Annotated in this window: 11 protein-coding genes; 7 read left to right on the forward strand and 4 right to left on the reverse strand. The window is 57.0% G+C overall.

What is annotated here, in order from left to right:
* Positions 1-217: 217 nt before the first annotated feature.
* Positions 218-4,369, reverse strand: a complete 4,152-nt coding sequence (locus tag C6A77_RS13635; RefSeq protein ID WP_114169931.1) for an RHS repeat-associated core domain-containing protein — start codon at positions 4,367-4,369, stop codon at positions 218-220.
* Between the two features lie 83 nt (positions 4,370-4,452).
* Between C6A77_RS13635 and C6A77_RS13640 the strand changes: the two genes are divergently transcribed.
* From C6A77_RS13640 to C6A77_RS13670, 6 genes are all read left to right on the forward strand, one after another.
* On the forward strand, positions 4,453-5,400 hold the full coding sequence (locus tag C6A77_RS13640; RefSeq protein ID WP_114169932.1) for a hypothetical protein: 948 nt from the start codon (positions 4,453-4,455) through the stop codon (positions 5,398-5,400).
* Between the two features lie 90 nt (positions 5,401-5,490).
* The gene (locus C6A77_RS13645) at positions 5,491-7,932 is read left to right on the forward strand and encodes a hypothetical protein (protein ID WP_114169933.1); all 2,442 of its coding nucleotides are present in this window, start codon (positions 5,491-5,493) and stop codon (positions 7,930-7,932) included.
* Positions 7,929-10,748, forward strand: a complete 2,820-nt coding sequence (locus C6A77_RS13650; protein WP_114169934.1) for a hypothetical protein — start codon at positions 7,929-7,931, stop codon at positions 10,746-10,748. The genes C6A77_RS13645 and C6A77_RS13650 overlap by 4 nt, the downstream gene beginning before the upstream one ends.
* Before the next feature lie 264 nt (positions 10,749-11,012).
* Positions 11,013-13,031, forward strand: coding sequence for a hypothetical protein (locus C6A77_RS13655; protein ID WP_133295886.1), 2,019 nt, complete (start codon positions 11,013-11,015; stop codon positions 13,029-13,031).
* Positions 13,032-13,220: 189 nt separating this feature from the next.
* Positions 13,221-15,410: an autotransporter outer membrane beta-barrel domain-containing protein gene (locus C6A77_RS13660; protein ID WP_114169936.1), complete on the forward strand. Its 2,190-nt coding sequence runs from the start codon at positions 13,221-13,223 to the stop codon at positions 15,408-15,410.
* Positions 15,411-15,460: 50 nt separating this feature from the next.
* Positions 15,461-16,921, forward strand: a complete 1,461-nt coding sequence (locus tag C6A77_RS13670; RefSeq protein ID WP_133295887.1) for a hypothetical protein — start codon at positions 15,461-15,463, stop codon at positions 16,919-16,921.
* Between the two features lie 2 nt (positions 16,922-16,923).
* Here the strand turns inward: C6A77_RS13670 and C6A77_RS13675 are convergent, their stop codons facing one another.
* From C6A77_RS13675 to C6A77_RS13685, 3 genes are all read right to left on the reverse strand, one after another.
* Complete coding sequence (locus tag C6A77_RS13675; RefSeq protein ID WP_114169939.1) at positions 16,924-17,652, reverse strand: molecular chaperone; 729 nt, start codon at positions 17,650-17,652, stop codon at positions 16,924-16,926.
* A 63-nt stretch (positions 17,653-17,715) separates the two neighbouring features.
* Positions 17,716-18,255, reverse strand: coding sequence for a fimbrial protein (locus tag C6A77_RS13680; RefSeq protein WP_114169940.1), 540 nt, complete (start codon positions 18,253-18,255; stop codon positions 17,716-17,718).
* A gap of 169 nt (positions 18,256-18,424) precedes the next feature.
* On the reverse strand, positions 18,425-18,829 hold the full coding sequence (locus tag C6A77_RS13685; RefSeq protein ID WP_114169941.1) for a PA2817 family protein: 405 nt from the start codon (positions 18,827-18,829) through the stop codon (positions 18,425-18,427).
* A 178-nt stretch (positions 18,830-19,007) separates the two neighbouring features.
* Between C6A77_RS13685 and C6A77_RS13690 the strand changes: the two genes are divergently transcribed.
* Positions 19,008-20,504: a hypothetical protein gene (locus tag C6A77_RS13690; protein ID WP_114169942.1), complete on the forward strand. Its 1,497-nt coding sequence runs from the start codon at positions 19,008-19,010 to the stop codon at positions 20,502-20,504.
* Positions 20,505-20,515: the final 11 nt, after the last annotated feature.

A 20,515-nucleotide genomic window follows, 5' to 3' on the forward strand; every position in this document is an offset into this window, starting at 1 on the left:
GGGCGGCGTGCGTCAGGCGCGTGTGGCTGACGGGGCCGGGTTCGGGATAGGTAGGGTAGGGAGGGAGGGCAACGGGGGATGTAGGAAGAGTCTTGTGCGCTGGTGCGAGATATGGACTGGGGTTAAAAGTAGGCGGTGACTCCCGGGCGAATATCGCTGGCGGGAGTACCGTCTGGTTTTAGAAGCGTATGACAGTCAGAGCGTAGGAAAGATAACCTTATTGGCGCTGTTCACGTGAGCGAGTACTTACTTGACCGGTGGTGCTGCGAGTAAAAACTACATACTCTCTATTTTCTGAAATTGAAATGTTATCATTTTCGGGTTTAAGCACGGAAGGTGCCGTAGTTTTACTGAGCACATTTTCCGGGTTGGATCGATGGACAGAAGATGCTGGGCTAGTGGTCGGTGCTGTAGTATTCGTATATCTGATGCGTCTTGGGAATAAAGCTTCTAAGCCCAATGGTTCATAACCCGATGCGTCAGAACTCATCGAGTCAGAGCGAATCATTGGATCTCGAGGTAGAGTTCGAGGGTATGAGTACCTGTGGTCATTTAGATAATTGATGACGTCACGTTCCCTCTGTTTTTCAACATACTTCATTCGACCTAATCCAAAAATAGACAAGCCTATTAGGCTAATCGCTCCACCTGCAATAGATAAGTCATTTGAAGTTTTGCGATTTTTCATGTCAAGATTCGTCACTCCCCCCGCGATCTGCAAGCCAACGCCGACAACCTGTAAAGCAGTGCCGACCCGTGTTAGGCCAACCGCAAGCGTCAAAGGTGCACGCCATGGCGTCAATATCACTGATGCGACGAGCAGAACGGCAGATATCAATGCTCCAAACCACTTGCCGATGGTAATTAACCCGTTGGCGACACCTGCCTTGCTGTCAGGCGGCTCGTCGCCGTTGATCTGGCTGACTTTATGCCCGGTAGGGTCACGCCATCTGACGGGGTTACCCAAGGCGTACAGGTAGGGGTTCAGCCCGGCTTCTTCCGGTGCCAGCGAGTCGGGGCTGTGGAAGCGCATCAGCACTGGGTTGTAGGCTCGGTAGCCGCTGCCCAGCAGGTACCAGCCCAGGGCCTCTTCGCGCACCTCGCCATTGAACGCCAGCAGGCAGCGCATGCCATTGTCGTCAGGGCGTTCGCCATAGGCGCTGTAGCTGGCATGGCGGGTGCCTTCGCGGTCGGTTTCGGTGACGACGCTGCCGGCATTGTCGGTCAGCAGCAGTAACGGATCAGCGGGCTTGTCCGAGCGCTGTTCCGCCAGGGCATGCGTGCCCCCCAGCAGGTACTGGGTCAGCAGGCTGCCTTCCTGAGTGGTGTCCAGGCGATGGTCCTGGTAGCGCCGCTGCACCTGGCGGGTGCCGCCGTGCACGCTGGCCAGCAACTGGTCATGGCCATCGAACTGGTACTTGAGCCGTTCGCTGCCGTCCGCTTCCAGCACCCGCTCCAGGCGCCCGCGCACATCGTATTCCAGCGTGCGCCCCTGCTCGTCGTTGAGCATGTTGCCGCGCACGTCGTAGCTGAAACCCTGCGTTGCCTGGTAGTCCTCGAGCAGGGTATGGGTCACTTTGCTCAGCTGGAAGCTGTCATCTTCTGCGTAGGTGAAGCGTGCGGTGTCCTCTTTGCCATCGGCAAATTTCGTCTTGCATTGCATGAGGTTGTCCACGGCATCGAAAGCGAAGGTTTCCGAGATGATCGAGCGGCCCTTGGCATTGCGCGGCAAGGCTTGCCAGCGTTCACCCATCTCCTCTTCATTGCCCCAGTCACCCAGGTAGTCGTGGATGACCAAGCGGTTGAGTTGGTCATATTCGAACACTTCCTTGCGCAGGAAGGCGTTCTCATCTTCATCGCTGTCGTTGTAGAGGGTGCGTGACTGCAGGGTATCGTGGTCCAGCCATTTCAGTACCAGCACCTGCTGCTGGCCATCGGCCTCGAGCGTGCGTCGATATTCCCGGCCCTGGTCATCGTAGGTCTGGGTGCTGCGCACATAGCGCGCCGGTTCGCGGGTGTCGCGGGTGGTAGTGGTTTCCAGCCGGCCTGCACTGTCGTAGGTCAGCTGGGCCTGCAGGTGGCCCTGGGTAACAGTTGCTACCCGCCCCAGCGTGTCATGCGCGTACAGGCAGGCGACACCGTCACTGTGCTTGCGATAGCGCAGGCGCCCTTGCAGGGAGTGCTGGTTGTGGATGTTGTACTGTTCCTTACCGGCTACTTTCCAGTATTCCCGCGCCAGGTAGCCCTGGTCGGTGTAGCTGTAGACGCGGCCGCCGTTGGCGTTGTCGGTGCTGACCACTTCAGCGCTGGTGCGGCGATAGCCGAACTTGGCGTTGTCGGGGGCCTTTGGCTTACGCGTGCCTTCGTCGGTTTCGTTGGCAGCCTTCGGCGCTGGCTCTTCGAGTGCGCTGATACTGGTGGGCTGACGGGTTAACGCCGGTGTGTACTGGTAGCGCTCGACGTGTTTGACCTTGAGGTGCTCATTCTTTCCTGGGGCGATGTTGCTGATGGTGCGTGACTCCATCAGGTCGAGCTGGCCTTGGTACTGGTAAGTTTCCAGGCGCGGACCCACGGCCATGCTGGTCAGGCGTTCGAGCCCGTCGAAACTGCGTTTGCACACGGGGCGTGGCGGTGCGCCGCTACGGTCGCGTACTTCCAGCAGGGTGGTCAGCTCCGCCGTGCTGCGTTCGTCGAAGTGGCGGGTCAGCACGCAGCCATCGGCGCGCACGGTTTCGAACAGGCGTGTCCAGTGGTCGTATTGGTACTCGGTGACGCGTGGCTTGAGGTTGTGCTCGGGTGCGAAGCTGAGCGTTTCCTTCACGGCCTGGCCGAGGCCGTCGTAGAGGTAATCGGTGCGGTCGGTTTCAACCGGTTTGCTCGCACCGGCGGGCAGGTGCAGCCGGTACTCGTAGACCGGTTTGTCGAAGCGGTTGTATTGCACCACGCTGTGTTGCTGTTTGACGCCTGGCAGGTCCCGGCTCTCCTGCCACTGCTCGATGTGGTTGCCGTCGACACCGAAGGGCGAGAACTGGGTGAAGCGTTTGACCCCATCCGGTTGCAGCACCTGGCTGCGTTGCCCCCAGGCATCGTAGCTGAAGTGCGAGGTCAGCTCGATAACCTGCTCTTCGGCGCTGCCGCTGCCGGGCGGGGCGGGCAGGTAGTCGAACTGGGTTTCGCTGACGACACGGCCGAGGGTGTCGTAGGTGTTTTTCCACACCTGGCGGGTGATCGTGGCGGTGGACTCCGGGTCCTCCAGCGCGAGCAGGGTGCGTTCTTCACGCAGCGGGCGGTTGAGCCCGTCATGGTAGGTGCGGGTGACGACGTTGTTGACGTCGGTCGTTTCGGCGTACCACAGCGTGCGGTTGTTTTCCGTGGCCTTGCCATAGCGATAGGCGCGTGTGGCGGTGTACTCGGGCTGGTCCGGCGCCACGGTCTCGGCGCTCGGCCGGTTGACCGCATCGTAGCCATAGCGGGTGATGACGCCGTTGCTGTCCTGCGCTTCGATGAGCTGGTTGCGCAAGGCGCTGTGCAGACTGCGGGTGGTACGTTCGAGCGTGCCGCCATGGGGCTTGAAGGTGGTGGTGATGCCCAGGTAGGTCAGCTTGCCGGTGTCATCCTGGCGCTGCTCATAGTGCCATTCGGTGCGCGACTGGGTCTTGCCCAGGGCGGTCGTCTTGAAGTCGGTACGCCCATGCAGGAACACGTTATCGGGCATGTTCAGGTGGCTGATCTGCTCGCGGCGCAGCGGTGTTTCGCGGGTGCCGACGACCTCGAATTCTTCGACGCTATCGGCCACCAGCCAGGTCCCGGTCTGCTGGCGTGCACGTGCAGTGCTCAGTACCGGCAGCGCGCGGTAGGTGTAGCGCGAGCGCAACACCTTGGCCGGGGCCGCGCCTTCGGCCGGGAGAACGGTGAGGCTCTTGAGGTTGCGCTTGAAACCGTCCGGGTCGGGCGGGCAGTTTTCGCCGTCGCCTGCGGCGGGGTAGAACTCGCGGACCATGGCCATGCCGTTGGCGAACTGTTCGCGCACCAGGTTGCCGTCGGTGTCGTATTCGGTGAGCACCGCTTCATCGCGGCGCAGCTGGGTGCCGGTCTGTGTCCAGGTCTTGGTAATCTTGCTGGGCAACTGCACGCGCACATCCTGGTCCTCGAAGCGGCCCGGCTGGTCGTGGTACTGAGTGGTGACGGTCAGGACGCTGCCGGCTTCGTCGGTGACCTGCTCGGTCATCAGGTGGAAGCGGTTGAACGTGTGCTTGACGGTGCGCAACACCTGGCCATCGAGGTAGTGGCTGACCTCGGTGTGGTAGTTGTATTCACTGCCCTCGAACTTGTAGAGCTGGTCCTGGTTGTAGTGCTCGTCCCAGACCACGCCGGCGGCGCCGTAACCGAGGAAGTTCTCGGCACTGTAGCGGTAGAAACGGCTTTACGGTCAGGGTGGCGGGTTACCCTGATATGGCGATTTCGGATCGTGTCACCTTGCGCTGGCGTAGCCCCGTTCGCGACTTTTTGCAGACTATTCGTGTCGATGCCAGTACGCAAACGGTAGGGGAGGTGGCCTTTCACGTCCCCGTTGACTACCTGCTCGAAAATCAGGGTTTGCAGGTCAGTCTCTACTACCTGTTTGGCCGTGAAGGTGCCGGACAGCGCTCGCTCGAGTTGCCCGTGGACATAGCAACCCTGCGCGAACTCTCTGCGCCGCAGGTCAGCGCAGCAATCCCTGATGCCGCAACAGACAGCGGCACATTGGCTGCCAAGGATGCGCTAGGCGGGGTATGGGTGCAGGTGCCTGGTGTGCTCCTGCCCGGTGAACGGGCGGAGGTGGAATGGCGCGGTTGGCCTGGCTATGGCGAGTACACTGCCAGCACACCGGAAGCAGACGACCCGCTTCGTTTTTACATCCCGCCCCAATACGTGCCCGCAAACATGGGTAGAGGTGCAGTGGATGAAACCCGTCGATTCGATGTGGTGTATCGGGTATTCAATGAGACTGATCAGAGCGAATCGGCCCCCTATCATTTACGCATCAAGCCAGTCCCTGGCAATGAGTATCCGCCCATTGTGTGCAAACAGGTGGCGTCGGGCAAGTTGTCTTTGGCAAATGTGCCCAGCGATGGCGCAGACCTGGAACTGGGTTCCTGGTATTACGGTAGCGCAGGGAATCTTATTGAGCTCTCAATCAGTGGCATTACTGCACTCGGCGTTTTGAATGAAACCCTTCGCGATGCGTCGCAACCCGTGACTGAAAGTGAAGCAGAACACGGCATCAAGGCGAAGTTGAATAAGGCGATACTCCAACAGTTACTGCTGGACGAACCCTTTACGCTGCAGGCGCGACTGAGTTTTGATGGCGGGGCGCTTTATAGAACGCTTTCCACTCTTTCACCCACGCTTGAGCGGTAGACCCGTTGCTGATGAGCCGATGGTCAATACCGAAAGCATTGATTATGCGCCTGAACTTGGCGTTTTCTGGAATTATTGAGGAGTTGTGTTATGCCTAGGCCAACACTGGATCAGTATAAACTTTACATGAAGGGTGGGCCGCGGACTTATGGCTGGGGGGTATTGTTGGTTTATGATCGTTTCAAAACCAACCGGCTGCTGGCTCAGGAACATATCGAGAATCTGGACCTCGGGCAGTGGATACCACCCGTCAATTTTGTTGAAGAGGTCGATGGGCTGACGACGACGGTGAGCAACCTTCAGTTGGACAGGCCGCGACTGTCCTTCGCGAATTCCAGCCTGGGCGCTTCCCGAGCCCGCTTGAGTATGAATGTTATTGGCGGCCTCATTACACAAGTGCGCCGACAGCCCGGCAGCGATCAGGATGAGCTCGTGAGCTACTCGCAGCTCGACCTGCTAACTGCACCAACGGTGCGCATGGATGTATTCCTCAACGAAAGCAACCAAGGTAATGTCAGCGAAGAAGGACGTGTGACATTTGACCTTGCCAAGGGGGCAAGTTACACGTTCGAAGTTTCATCGTGGAACGGTTTGAATGAAAAGCTGGGTGAGGCGATTTCAAAGCAGTTTCAGGGCTGGGCTGAAGAAGACAGGGTGTGGGAGCTCAATGTTCTAAAGCCGATAGATGGGCAGTTGAATCCCACTGCCTTTGAAGTGCGCACCCATTCCTTTGCCAAGGCGCAACAGATTACCAATGCCACTCAGGATGAAAACGAAGAGGGGGCCGTTATCGTAGGGGTTGCGTTCGATGGAAAGATCGGTGGGGGCTTTCCTGGGCAGGATTCAGCCATGCCGTATCTGTTGCCAAGTCCCGCTAATGAGGGTGAGCAACAGTACTCGATGAACCTTATTTATAGTAATGAGGTTTGGTTAAAAGACGTATTGTTTGCGTTGATTGGGAAGTTCACAGGGCTGCAGAATCTGAAGATAGAACGTAACCATTACGGATTCTATGGGGAGGTGACGGCGACTTTTGAGGTGTTTGTCAAGGGGGATACGGATACCACCGTTCGGCATTATTGGTTGTTCAATATTCATGAATTTAAATGGCCCGACTTGACGCTTTATGGTGAGCTCAGGGTACAGCATCAAGGGGATTCGCTAACGATCGAACTGTCGGCTCGAACCGATGAAAAAGGTTATGTGGTTAAATTTTTGGAATGGGATGGAATTACAGTGATGCGTCCAAAGGGTCTCATCACGGCAAAGATGGAAGGTGGCTTACAGTTCAAATTGGCTACAGACGCCTCCAGGCTGGGAGAGATAGATGTTGTCGCAGATCCCGTCACGGCGAGCTACACCACTGAGTTTTGGGGGTCGGAATGGGATAAATATAACGGCTACACAAAAGAGGCAGCTGAAGATTACGTGATGGTGCGGGTTCGAGAGGCGACGGACAAACTTTTACGCCAGTTCGATTCGCTTGCCGAAACGAAAATCCCATTCAATTTGCTGCGTCTTAATGGCTTGCTGTTTCGTGGTGCGAATGTCGCCACGCCACGAACCCTGTTGTTACCCGGCGATCTTTCGCTATTGGGCGATCTGTCGCCGAAATTGACCACGTTTGCCATCGAGCCGCTGGAGAGTGTTGTCAGTACCGGCCAGGATAGTACGGTAACACTCAAGCTCAACCCTGCCCCGAGTGGGGCGGTGGACTGGCAGGTCAAGACGCTGGAAGGCGAAACAGTCGGAGCAGGTACTATCGTTAATGGTGTCTATACCCCGCCTGCTGCCGAATCAATTAGCGGTACCTACAAACGTGTAATTGCTACGGCTACTGCTTCGGGAAGCACGAGCAGCGCACTTATTACCGTTGTGCCGAACAGCGTTTCTATATACCCCTACTTCTTGATCGCCCAGTTTAAAAGCCCCGACAAACCCGCCCCACGCTATGTGTTGGTGGGCGGTGATATCAAGAATGAATTGGTCTGGTCCATGGACAGTGGCAGCAAGGGCAGTCAACGTCTACCTGTGGACGATGACAGCGACCTGGATATTCCAACGGACAAGAATGTTCGAATTTATGTCTCTCCGGAAAAAGAGCCGGGGCAAGCCGGTGAAGTGGAGGCGCTTGTTCATCTCGACAGGGTACAAGTTTCGGCAGGTGGGTTGACTCAGTGGATAGATGTCATCATTCCCTGGACGACCGCCAGCGCAAGAGTCAAATCTACAACGACATCGAACGGCGGCTTGCAGTTGGCGATCGTGTATGACAACGCGGAAACCGGAGAAGAAGAACAACTCAAGCCTGAAGAGACCAAGTGGAAAGTACTTTTGGGCAAAAGCACTGTCGATCCACAAACCGGGATTTATCAACCCGCTGCTGACGAGGGGCCTTATATCATCGTGGCAGGTCGCGAGACGCCTGCGGAGCGTATCGCAATTTGGGGATACAAGGTTCTGGTGCTGTCCGCAGATCCAAAGCGCGCTATTGCGCTTGCCCCCAACTCCGCCAAGGAGATCCAGCTATGAATGTCAACACAAAAGCGATGTTACTCGAAGCACTAGGTAAAGGGTCAGCCGTTTATGACTGGGGCGCAATCATGGCACTTGGGCGTGATACGGTCAACGCGCTGCTTCAGGCCAAATTTCTTGAACGCTTGAGCCAGACGGATTTTATTCAACCCATCACTGAAACCTACTTCGTAGATGAGTCCAGAACTGAGCGGGTGGCATTCGATGAGCTGGTGTTTGGTCCGCCCTCCCTGTCATTCGAGCACGCCTCAGGCCATTCCGCCAGGGTACGTGTGCATATGGAGCTGATTGCCGGGCGTTGCACGAGCTGGTCGATGTTCCCCGGTGAGCCACATTACTTGCGTAGAAGCCATCAGCTTGCACCAGGGCTTGGCAACCAGCTTGAGTTCATGGTCGATTTGATCGTGATGCCTGCCGAAGGGGCGGCAAGCAGGCAATTGCAGTTGGCGCTTGATCTGCGCAATGCAACAGCGCCTACCTGCGCCCTTGGTCAGGGATCGGCAGAGCGTATGGGGCAGTTCATGCTGGAGCAGTTGCTGAGTCGGCCGGCTTTCGCTCAGCCTTTTTACTTCATGACCATTGCTCCGATTGGCAGCGAAGCCTTAACCGCGATAGATGTCACCCTTATTTCTCAGCGCGCGCCGGACGGCGCTGGCACTGGCAGTGTGCCTGAAGCTGATGGTGCCGTACTGCTGTTCATGCAATTGGCCGGTAGTGGCAACGCTGGATTTATCCCGGGGGCGATGCCCTACCTATTGCCACGCAAGGTTGACAGCATTGCTGAGAATACCGGTGCAGCCCTGTTGATTGGCAGGTTGAGAGCGCAGATTCGGGCAGAGCCCGCTCGCAGCCTATTGCCGCAACTGGTTATGCCTGGTGGCGCCACCATCGCCATCGACGACGAGCATCAACCTCACGACCTGATCTGTTTTGGGGAACTCGAGGCAAGTGCCAGCATGGCTTGGCTTTCCCCTGGCATCAGTAGTATTGCCGCAGGTGAGAGTGTTGCGTTTTCTTCCAATGGGGCCCGGGTGTATGACTGGCAGGCTCGGGGTGTCAACAGCCCCCGATCAGCAGGCAGCATTTCCGAGCAAGGAAGCTACCACGCCAGGTCGATTGAAGCGTCTGGCAGCGCACAGCGCGTCACTGTGGTGACGGCAAAGGCGTCGCAGGCCGCTGATGCGCAATTGCGTGCAGCATTGGTAATCGAATCTGCGGAGCCGCTGACAGTATCGCCGCGTGTGGTTACCTGGTTTCGAGGCTATGCCGACGTTGCCCTGCGCGCATCGGGTAGCAGCGCGCTTACGTGGAAGCTGCTGGGTGAGCGCATGGGGGACATCAGGCCTGATCCAGAAGACCCTCGTCGGGCGACGTTTACCCCTACGCCTCAGAATACCCCTTTCGTCCGGTTGCAGCGGATCGAAGTGAGTGATGGTAACAAGACTGGTCATGCCACCATCGTGTTGTTTGGGGTGGGCCCCAATTTGCAGGTCGAACCGTTCCCGCCTCCACGCCTGTCACCAGGCGCTTCCCAGCAGTTCAACCTGACGAATGGAGAACAGGCTGTCTGGGAAGTATTTGGCCCCGGCGCGATTGATTCTGCAACGGGAATGTACACAGCGCCGGCACAAACCAACGAAGAAGTCAGTGTCGTTGTGGCACGTGCTGAGCGCTTTGCCGGGGCGGTGGTCGTCGAGCACCATACCCCTGCGCCTGCGGCGGCCATGGCGCAGGAGGAACGGTGGAAAACCCTCAAGGAATTCAGCTTGAAGCGAAATAACCAGGCGCGAAATCAGGTGTTTGCCAATGGATTTCAGCAGGTCGGCGTAGACATCGTGATTGCCACCCATAGCTTCAAGGATTCGAACGGTGAAGAGGTGTGGGACCCGGTCAGTGATCTTGAACTGAGTACCTTGGTGCTCACTGACGAGATAAACAATCCCGTTCCTTATTTGACAGGGGACGAGTTAGGTATTCCGGAAGGTAGCGAACATACCTGGATGGTCAGCAAGCGGCGCCACGCTATGTTTGACTATTACCCCACCGGCCAAACCGCAGAAGCGGAGCCCTTGTCCAGTGAGGCGGATGGCAAACGTACAGTCACTGTCTATGTGCACTCACGGGAAGCGGAAATAGCGAATTTCAGAGCCATGTTCCAAGACCATAATCGAGGCTGGCATAGTTCGGTGGATGATGACGACGTCAAAGGTGAAATCCAGCTGGAAGGTGTGCAACTGCCGCTGAAAAGCCTGGATTATTTCAAATGGCCGGAACAGGGCAAGCGCGTAGCGAATCAAGGCGGTGAGGATTACGAGGGCGATCGCTACAACTATTGGCACTCGACCACCGATTACTGGGAGTTGTCCGGTAACGGTATCAGTTTCGCTGATGTGGTGTTCGACTCCATGTCGATGGTCATGTGGGAGTCCGAGCAACTTGATGAGACCTTTGCCAGCTATACCGGGCTCGCCTTCAAACCTCGTCGGCCCGAGGAGGCGACGGAGATACCGCCAGGCGTGAACTATCAAGCGGAACTGCAACTGTTGGCCCAAGAGGATAGCGTGAATTATTCCGAGCTTGACTATGCCTTTAAAGGCCAGGAGGAGGTAACCGCCGGGGCGGTACTGGTGACATTGGACCGCACCTCAAAGCTTCCCTTCTGGGACGATCATGGAACGACCAAATACCGTGAGGTACTGAATAGCTCCGTTAAATTCACCGTGACTGACAACTACGGCAACAAGCACCCGTTGAGGCTGTTGTTTTCCGGTCTGGTAGACGCGCGCAACTACCTGGAACTCAAACTGCAATAGCTTTTGCCAACCGCCCCGGCGTGGGTGTGCGGCGGCTGGACCGCCTTGGATATGCAATTGCGACGATGATGGTGAGCCAGGCCATACAGCGCCACGTGTTTGAAAAAAAAGTGACAAGGGGCTGCATTGCAGCCCCTTTTTTCATGGCGGCATGCAGGATTTCAGTCCCTTCGCACCTGATAAAAATGCCAGTTGTCATGGATTGGCGTAGCGCTTTAAATCTTGCTGAACAGTTTTCCGTCCGCTGAATTAAGAGGGAACATCATGAGTCGCCCCAGTCTGGAAAAAACTGCATCTGAACGTGTTCGTCAAGCTTATCGGCGCTTGGTCACGGCCTGGCAGATGCATCGTTCGCGCAACGCTAATTCAGGTTTGGCAGACTTGCAAATAGACGCGGCTCTCCTGGCAGATACAGCGAGGGGGCTGGTGTTCAGCAAGTACTTGAAAAGCGATGGGCCCGATTTCATTTTGAGTGTGCCGTCATGGCTATTCTCTGAAAGGGACAAGCTGCGTATTGAGCACTCGCGTGATGGTGTGGTCTGGACAGTGCTTCATGAAGAAATTGTAGCGTTCTATGATACTCCCATTCCTACGCCTTACCCCATTACGCTCGATAAGAACAAGGATCAGATGAAGTTGGAGGGGGCCAACTATTTCAGAACCTGGATCGAGAACGACGTTGAAGATGTTTCGACCTCTGCTCCGCTGCCTCTGATTTTTGATCGTACACCGCCTTACGATCACGCCCCTCCTACTAAGTTATCGGACATCGCGGCGGTGACCGATGCGTCCTTGGCTGCCGCCGGTGACAAAGCCACTCTGACGTTACCAGGCTATTCGAACTGGGAGGCGGGGGATAGCGTTTTTGTGTACTGGATGAATAAACTTCCCGACGATTTTGGCGACTTGGACCCACCGGTCACGACAGTGGCGACCACCGGAAATGATCAGCCAGTGGAAGTTCCCGGAGATGCTATTCGTGCGGTGGGTGACGGCGGCGTGTTCGTCATCTACGTACTGGTTGACAAGGCAGGCAATGTCAGTGAGATGTCTGTATATACGAGCGTTGCCGTGGCGCTTGGCACGCTTCCCACTGTTTTCGACGATCCTGTCGTGCCGCTTGCCACGGCAGGAGACGGGTACCTGATCGACCAGGCTGACGCCTACGCAGGTGTTGAGGTCTGGGTCCCTCTCTATGACGGCATGAAAGCAAGCGATTGGGTCGTCGTGCAATGGGGTAACTCGCCTTTATCACCCGAAATGGTCGGCTCCGCTCCGGGTGATTACATCCGGGTTCGAGTGCCCAATGAGGTAATGCTGGCAGAGTATGGCAACGGCCCAGGCGCGGTGGAAACCGATGTCTCTTATACCTTGCGGCGCGGGACCCATCCGATGGGCGGAGCGGATACGACTATCAAAGTCGATTTTGAAACGCTGGATCCTGCCGGTCCTGACCCTACCTGGCCGCTGCCTATTCATCCTGGTTTGAAAGCGGCCGTTATCACCGGCCGGGTGAGCGGCAAAACCAATGAGCTGGATGGCACTGATGCAAATTCGCCTGCGGATCTGACGTTTGAGCTGTACAGTTTTGCCGAGGAGGGTGATGAACTGACCTTCTATTGGGCAGGTAAAGAAGCGGTAAATTACACCGTAGACAATACCGATAAACCAGGTGATGAAATTGGCCTGGAAGTACCTTGGGGCATTATCCACGAAGCCGGCAACGCCCCGGCTGTGCCTGTGGACTATGAGGCCAGGCGGGCTGGCGTGCACAACCCGGTGCGATCTGCCATCACCTCGGTCAACGTTGACGCCATTACCATTACTCCGGTAGAAGCAACGTTTGCTCACCTGGTCAATGGTTTCGTCACCTGTGCCAGTATTCGGGCAACAGCAGCGCATCCGGATGGGCCCGCAGTCGAGGTGCTGATTCCAGACCTTACTGAATATCAGCAATACAGTACGTTCAGCGAAGTTGTTATCCGGTGGTGGGTATATCGCGGGCGTAGTGATGATCAAGGTTTCGACATCATTGAAGAAGTAACGCTTGAAGAAACGATCACGCTGGACAGTGAGCATCCTGTTACCGGTTTTACCTGGCGTGTGCCTTATGAAGATAATGTTCTTCCCACTTACGATGGCAGCGACGATCCGCTTTACACGCGCTCCAGAGCAAACGTCAAGTACACACTTAAGACGGCGAAGGGGGATGTAGCCTCCGATGACGGCAAGGTTACGCTTGCTTTCATTCCGGCGTCAGGCGTATGCGATCCCAACGGCTGAGGAATATTTTCGATAGTCGACTCTGTGATAGAGAGTCAGGCGCAGTGTCAGGATATTCGCGGATATTTGTAGGATTAATCCTACATAAGGGTAGCTTTTTTCCTTGTAGCTTGCTCGCTACGGGTACGCGCTTGCGTGATTAGCCTTCACCAAGGCGGCGCCTGACCTTGTATTAGATGAGAGCTTAATATGAAGACCACGTTATTTCAGCGTAAGTTTTGCCGTGGCCTGGTGTATTGCGTAACGACCTTGCCCTTGGGGGTTTACGGCGGCGATCTTTTGGCCGCTCAACAAATTATCGAGCGAGACACGGTCATTGATGGTTCCAATCCACTGGTCAGCTACCAGGTTGTGGGTAGCGCAACACTGACCGCTAATGGTGCGGCTACTCAGCAGATTCATTTGCGCGAGGGAGGCGCGCTTGAATTCAACGGCAGTTCGATCGTTGCGGCTGACGATGGGGTGCTGATGGAGGGCAGTGCGAAAGCCATTATCAACGGCAGCACCATTACCAGCGACGATCGCGGCATCGTCCTGGCCCGGAGCAGTGCAGGCGGTTCGGCAGCCTGGCTCAGCGGCAGTACAGTGACCGGCAAGAATGGCGGCGCTACCGTTGCAAGCACTTCTGAGTTACACCTGCGTGGCAGCACGGTGCAGGGTACCGGCCCGGGCAGTGCCGGTGTGCGTATGTTCAATGGTTTGCTCGAAGCACAAGGCAGCCAGATCATCGGTGCGCAAGAGGGGATTCTGGTCAATGCCGATGGCACTGCGGGCCAGGCTCGGATCGAACTGGACGGTTCGCAGGTGGTCGGCCAGGACGGCGCTGCCATTGTGGTAGCAGGCGGCCGGCCAGGCGCGGCAGCGGCAACGATCACGGTCAGCAACGGAGCGCAACTGAGTGGCAGCAACGGCAACCTGCTTGAAGTGCGCAATGCGTCAACTGCCGAACTGATCGTCGAGAACAGCCATCTGGAGGGCAACATCTGGGCTGAGCAGGGCTCCAACGCCGCCGTTACGCTCGACAAGCAAGCCACGCTTATCGGGCAACTGGACAATGTCGGCAAGTTGACCATCGGTAATCAATCGCGCTGGACCATGGTCGGTGATGCCAGCGTGGGTGATTTGACCCTCGATGGCGGCACGGTGCAGTTTGGCGAGCCCACGGCCTACCATCGCCTGACGCTGGACAGCTTGTCGGGTAACGGTACCTTCGTCATGGATGCCGATTTCGCCACCGGGCAAACCGATTTTCTCGATATCACCGGCAAAGCCAGCGGCAACCACGGTTTGTTGATTGGCAGTAGCGGGGCGGAGCCAAATCAGGAAGGCCAGCTTCACGTGGTGCATACCGGAGGTGGGGACGCCTCGTTCTCGCTGGTAAACGGGCCGGTGGACCTTGGGGCGTTTTCCTACGAGCTGATGCAGCGTGGCAACGACTGGTACCTGGATGGCTCACGCAAGATCATCAGCCCTGGTACACGCTCTGTATTGGCATTGTTCAATGCAGCACCCACCGTCTGGTATGGCGAACTGACTTCGCTGCGCAGCCGTATGGGGGAACTGCGTCTGGATGACGGCAAGGCCGGTGGCTGGATGCGGACATACGGCAATAAGTATGACGTGGCCGCCAGTTCCGGAGTTGCCTACAAGCAAACCCAGCAGGGGTTTTCCCTGGGGGCGGACGCGCCGCTGCCGGTGGGGGATGGCCAGTGGTTGCTGGGTGTGCTGGCCGGTCATAGTCGCTCGGACCTGGACCTGAGCGGCGGCACCAGTGGCGAAGTCGACAGCTACTACCTGGGGCTTTACACGACCTGGCTCGATCGTGCCAGCGGCTACTACTTCGATGGGGTTGTGAAGTTCAACCGCTTCGACAGCGATTCAAAGGTTGCGCTGAGTGATGATACTCGGGCCAAAGGGCACTACGACAACCATGGCATCGGCCTGTCGGCCGAATTCGGCCGGCATATTCAGCTGGAGCAAGGGTACTTCGTCGAGCCATTCACCCAGTGGTCTACTGCATACATTCAGGGCAAGGATTATCACTTGGATAACAGCCTGCAGGCCGAGGGGGACGCGGTGCGCTCTGTGATGGGCAAGGCAGGGGCAACGTTCGGCCGTAACTTCGAAGTGCAGAACGGACGTGTCATCCAGCCCTATCTGCGCGCAGCCTATGTTCACGAGTTCATCAACAACAACGATGTAAAGGTCAACCAGAATCGTTTTTCCAATGACCTTTCGGGCTCGCGGCTGGAGCTTGGTGCGGGCCTTGCGGTGGCGGTGGCAGAGCGCCTGCAAATGCACCTCGACCTCGATCACAGCCGTGGCGAGCACGTTGACCAACCCTGGGGTGTGAACCTGGGCGTGCGCTATAGCTGGTAAACGCTATGCGTGGAGGCTGCTAAAGCCTCCATTGCCGGAGAGTGAAAACTATGAGTCGCAAACGTGCGGGCCGTAGCGTGTTGCTGGATGCCGTGAAGGTGCCTGCGCTACTGGATGACATTCCAGGCGGCGACAAGAACCTTGTGCCGGCCAGTGCAGTCGAGCAACCCCTGGATGTAGTGGTACCCATGTGGCCTGTTTCCGATCCTCGACCCGGCGAGCCGGAGTACCTCAAACTTTTCTGGGATGATGCCCTTGTAGCCGATATTGCTTGGGAAGCTCCGGTTCTGCCCAAGGATCTGCAACTGAGCGTTGCAGTGGATAAACTCCTGGACGGGCCCCATGCACTCCGTTACCAAGTGATCAACTCAGTTGGCGATCCGAGCGAGTCCGAGCTGTTGCCATTGTTGATTGACCTTTCACCGCCCTCGTTGGGTGGGGCACAGGGCATGCTGACAGTAGTGGAGGACCCGGATGAAATCGAGCGTGACGGCCTGACCGAGCGCTATCTCAGAAACCATGACCAGCGCCTGCGAACCGAGGTGCCAAGCTATACGAAGCCAGTGGCGGGTGACACGATCGTTTACTACTGGGATGCCGAGCCGTTTGCCGAGACGTGGGCCGGGGAGTACGAGATTGCTTTCGCTGACATTGGTGGCCCGTTCTACATCGATTTTGACAGCGAACTGATTCTGCAGCGCGGCGACGGCGACCGCTATGTGTACTATGCAATCAGGGATCGGGCAGGGAACCTAAGCGCGTTTTCAAAACCCTTGAAGGTGGCGGTATCGGCTGGAGTGCGAACCTTCCCGATGCCGAGCATCCCTCAGGCTACCGGAGCGGACGGGCAGCTGCGCCTTGCGCTGAATGACCTGCGCTTGCCGTTGCTGGTTGAGGTGCCGGATGAGGCTGTGATCTATCCGGACGAAGCATTGCGGGTGGAGTGGGGGGACCCCGGCGACCCTGGCTATTTCTCTGCCACGACTGGCTATCAAGGGCGCGAACGGGAATTCGAGATTCCGGAGAAATATATCGCAGCCCAGGGGGCAACCACCCTTAAGGTGAACTTCGTGGCATCGGGTGACAAGCGTCATGATTACCCATCGCCAGCAGTTGAACTGTTCATTTCGCAGCTGAGCAAGGGCTTGCCCACGGTCAACTTGGTCGGGGTCGCCAGCGGCAAGCTGCGGCTGTCCCAGGCGCCAGAACGTGTTCCTGTAACGCTGGGGACCTGGCCTTTGATGGCTGAAGGGCAGCTGGTCGACATCTGGGTGACTGGCGTTTTGCCGAGTGGCCAGGATTCAGCGCCCTTTCAGGTGCTGAAAGATTATGAGATCAAGCCCGGCCATCTGGCTGAAGGCATCGTTGTGGTCAATGACGTCGTAGTGCTCAAATCTTTTCTGGCGACGCTTAAACTCGACACTCCATTTACCCTGCATGTTCAGGTCAGGTTTGCCGCGCAGGCGGCTCCTGTGAACTTCCCGCGCTTGAGCCCGACCTTGACTTCTTGAGTTCACGTGCCAGAAACCGGCGCCGTCATTTCTCTCGTCGTGCCACCGTAATCGTTGATTGTCGTGAAATACACCTGCAGGCCGGGGGCTGATGCCGGCGTTGGCAAGTCGTAGGCCATCGTACTTTGCGGGGCAACCATCTCGTTGGCTTGGATGCTTTTACGCCCTTTGAGGTGGCCCACCTGAACGCGCTTGAAGATGTAGTGGTAGGGCGAGGGGTTGTGTACGACCAGTTGTGCCTTGCCGTCGGCGTGGCGCACAGACCATTGCAGGGTTTTCAAGCCGTCCTCGGTAGTGCCTTGCAACTCGGCAGGGCGGTAGAACAGCTTGATCCGGGTACGCAATGCAATGGTCAAGGCGTTCGCTTGCTCGTCCTGCGCTTGAGGTATTTCCTGCACATTGAAGTAGAACAACGATTCCCTGTCCTTTGGCAGGTCATTGGGGAGGCGATTGATCTGTACCGTCTGTTGGTTACCAGGGTCAAGCCTGAACAAGGCGGGTGTGGCGATCAGTGGCACAGCGGTGGTGCTGTCATCGCTGTCGGTGTTGACCCAGCTCTGAGCGGCAAAAGCCTGCGTGCTGGGGTTGGCGACGATGATCGAACTGCTTTGCTTGTCGCTACTCTGGATGATGCGGGTGGTGCTGATGGTGAGGGCGGCCTGGGCGGTAGGCATGAGGCCGCTGGTAGCGGCAGCAACCAGCAGCAGGTTGCGCAGTAATGAGGTGGGCATAAGTGGGTGATCTGTCAAGGGCATAAAACAAGCGCAGCGAACTGCGCTTGTAAGGTGGCGGTTTTATGGAATGGCAACCAGGAAGTTCACGCTGGTGGCGATCTGGCCTTCAGTCACTTTGGAATCTGTAGTGTGCAACTGCGTGGTGAAGTTCATGTCGGTCGGCAGTGAGTCGCTCAGGTCGTATTCGACAGATGCTGCATCAGGGTCGAGCTGAGTGTTGCTCTTGTCGAAGATGGCCAGTGCGAAGCCTTCGCTGTAGCCGACGCCGCTTTGCAGTGCATACAGTTTACCGGAAGGGTCGTTGCCATAGTTGGCGCTGAACTTGACGGTAGCCTTGTCGCCAGCGGCGATGGTGCAGGTGGTGGGGTCAACACGCAGGGCAAAACTTTCCATCGGGGTTTTTTGGCCGATGGCGGTGAAGTCCTGAGTCCTGAAATCACCCAGGTAGATTTTGTGCATGCCTGGGCCGCCTGGCTTGACGAGTTCAATCGGGCAGGTGCCGCCGGCACTAACGGTGCCTTCGAAGTTGATGATGCCAGTGTTGGCCATGGCTGAACTGCAGCCGAGGCTCAAGGCGAACAGTGCAAGGGTACGTTTCATTGTGCGATCCAGATAGGGAATTGACTTGTTGGTGTATGTCGAGCCGGCGTCCAGTGTGGTGGGCGCCGGGGCGGCATTGCGCAAGCCTATCGGTGAACGCAGAAGGGTATCTGTAAGGGAAGTCGTTTTAGTCTGTTGAGAACGCGATGCTGGGTGGGTACTACCGCAATCAGTGGGGCTGGCCCGAGGCAGCCATCAACTGCTTGTGCATATTCCAGTCGAAGGGTTCGCCGTTCTGTTCTGCTTCATAGCGGCGCTCTTCCAACTGTTGATACAGGTTCAGTTCCTCATCGGGCATGAAGTGCAGGCAATCGCCGCCAAAGAACCAGAGTAGATCGCGCGGCACCAGATGAGCGATTTGTGGGTAGCGCTGGATCACCTGGCACATCAAATCCTGCCCCAGGTATTGGCTATGCAGAGGATCCTGAGGCAGCTGCTGAAGCAGCTCGTCGAAGCGTTCAAGAAACAGCGCATGGCTTTCCTCAGGTACCTGCTCGGCTTCGGCCAGCGCCACCAGAATGGTACGCAGATGCTGCAGCAGTTGCAGGTGATATTCCAGGTGGGGGGTGGCCATGACGCAGTCCTCGGTTTAGCTAAAAGCGTGAGTATACCCCATCGAGGAACACCGACCGGCCGGCATTGAGAACAGTTGTTGGCCCGTTTGCAGGAACGGCTACCTGTCATTTTTGACAGTAGAGAAAAACGGCAATCAAGGTTCAACTGGTCTCCTCTTCGATTGCACGGAAGATCACATGGTGAGCACGGAGAACTCCGACGGCAAAGCAGGCGTCCCAATCGCTTATACGATGGTGTGGTACAGCCTCTTGAATGATTGCTGGAAGCGCTACAGCGAAAATAATGAGTATCTCCCGGGTGAGACACTTTTGCTCGACAGGCAGTCTGGCCCCTCCGAACGAAAAGTGTCATCGGTTGTATTTGGTCACCCGCAGATGACGTGGTCCGACACGGTTGTAACACAGCGCAAACGGCTGCTGAGTCAGCGCGAGGTCGTCCTGGTACTGGATTCGGGTAACAGTGCCGCCTGGCTGAGCGAAATCCGCGATGTTGCATACGACGCAAGTCAAGTCCTGACCATCAAGGCTTCCATGCTCGACAGCAGCATCGCTTATCGAGGCGATGGCAGCGTACAGCTGGTGTGGACAGCTATGCCGGAATTTTCATTTACCGGGCAGGACACACTACTACTGAAAATGAAACGTGGTTATGAAGCCAAGAAAGGCATTGAACTGTATACGGTAGGGCCGCCCGCTAACCACCTGTTGCGTGAGTTGAATGTTGTCTATCAGCCGGCCAATAAAGAGACTGGAATGGACATCGCCTATTTCACCCCGGGTGTGGTGGTTGCGGGGGTGCCCTTGGCAGATGCTCGTACTGACGCGGGGGTAGCGGATATCGTTATATTTGTCCTTGCTGTATGGGCGGCGCCTGAAGTGCTTTTGGGTAAGGCCCCTTATGATGAGGAATGGCTCCCGTCCCTGGTCTTTCCGCCACCCCAGCTGAAAAGGCAGGATGGCAGTTTCGTAAAAGAGTTGGGGGTGTATACCACCGAATACTTTTCCCCCAGGCAAGCATCCGCACCCGCTGTGAGCGCGCAGCTGCGACAGGCTTCCCTGTCTCTCGACCCTTTGGTGCGCCTGATCGCAAATGGCATTGGCAAACAGGCCGTCGTGCTACACCCCGGCCCCGACGCGGCGGTCTGGGTGCTTGAAGGTGAGCAGGCAGGAGCGTTGAAGCGAGAGGGCGGCGCCTGGTACTACGAGCCTCCAGCGATACTGGAACCTGCAGTCACTCTGGAGGCGAACAACAAGACCAACCGCCCGGCTGCCGTTCTTTCGAGCGTTCCGAAACGGTTCACGGTGGATGTGGTCCACGCCACGCAAGGTGGTGAAAACGCCTACGCTACATTTGCAAGTTACTACGCACCGCAAACGCATTATTTCAGGGCATCCTTGGAGAGCGGCAAACTCAGATTCACGTTCTGGTATTACGACGCTGACAAGGGGCAGGACGTGCAGGTCGAGGAACGTGATACCGAATGGGTCATTGCTTCGGGGAACGGAAGCGTATCCAGCTCTGGAGTCTTCAGCCCAGCCGCCAACAGTCCGTCGCCTTTCACTGTTGTCTGGGCGCGGGATACAACCAGCGATCGGCTGCTGTACTGGGCATTTACTGTCATCCCGATACCGCTTTACTCACCTGCTCAGGCGGTAGCGCTATTCCAGAAATGAAACCACGTTAC

This window comes from Pseudomonas sp. AFG_SD02_1510_Pfu_092, from assembly GCF_003331055.1.
Taxonomy (GTDB): Bacteria; Pseudomonadota; Gammaproteobacteria; order Pseudomonadales; family Pseudomonadaceae; genus Aquipseudomonas.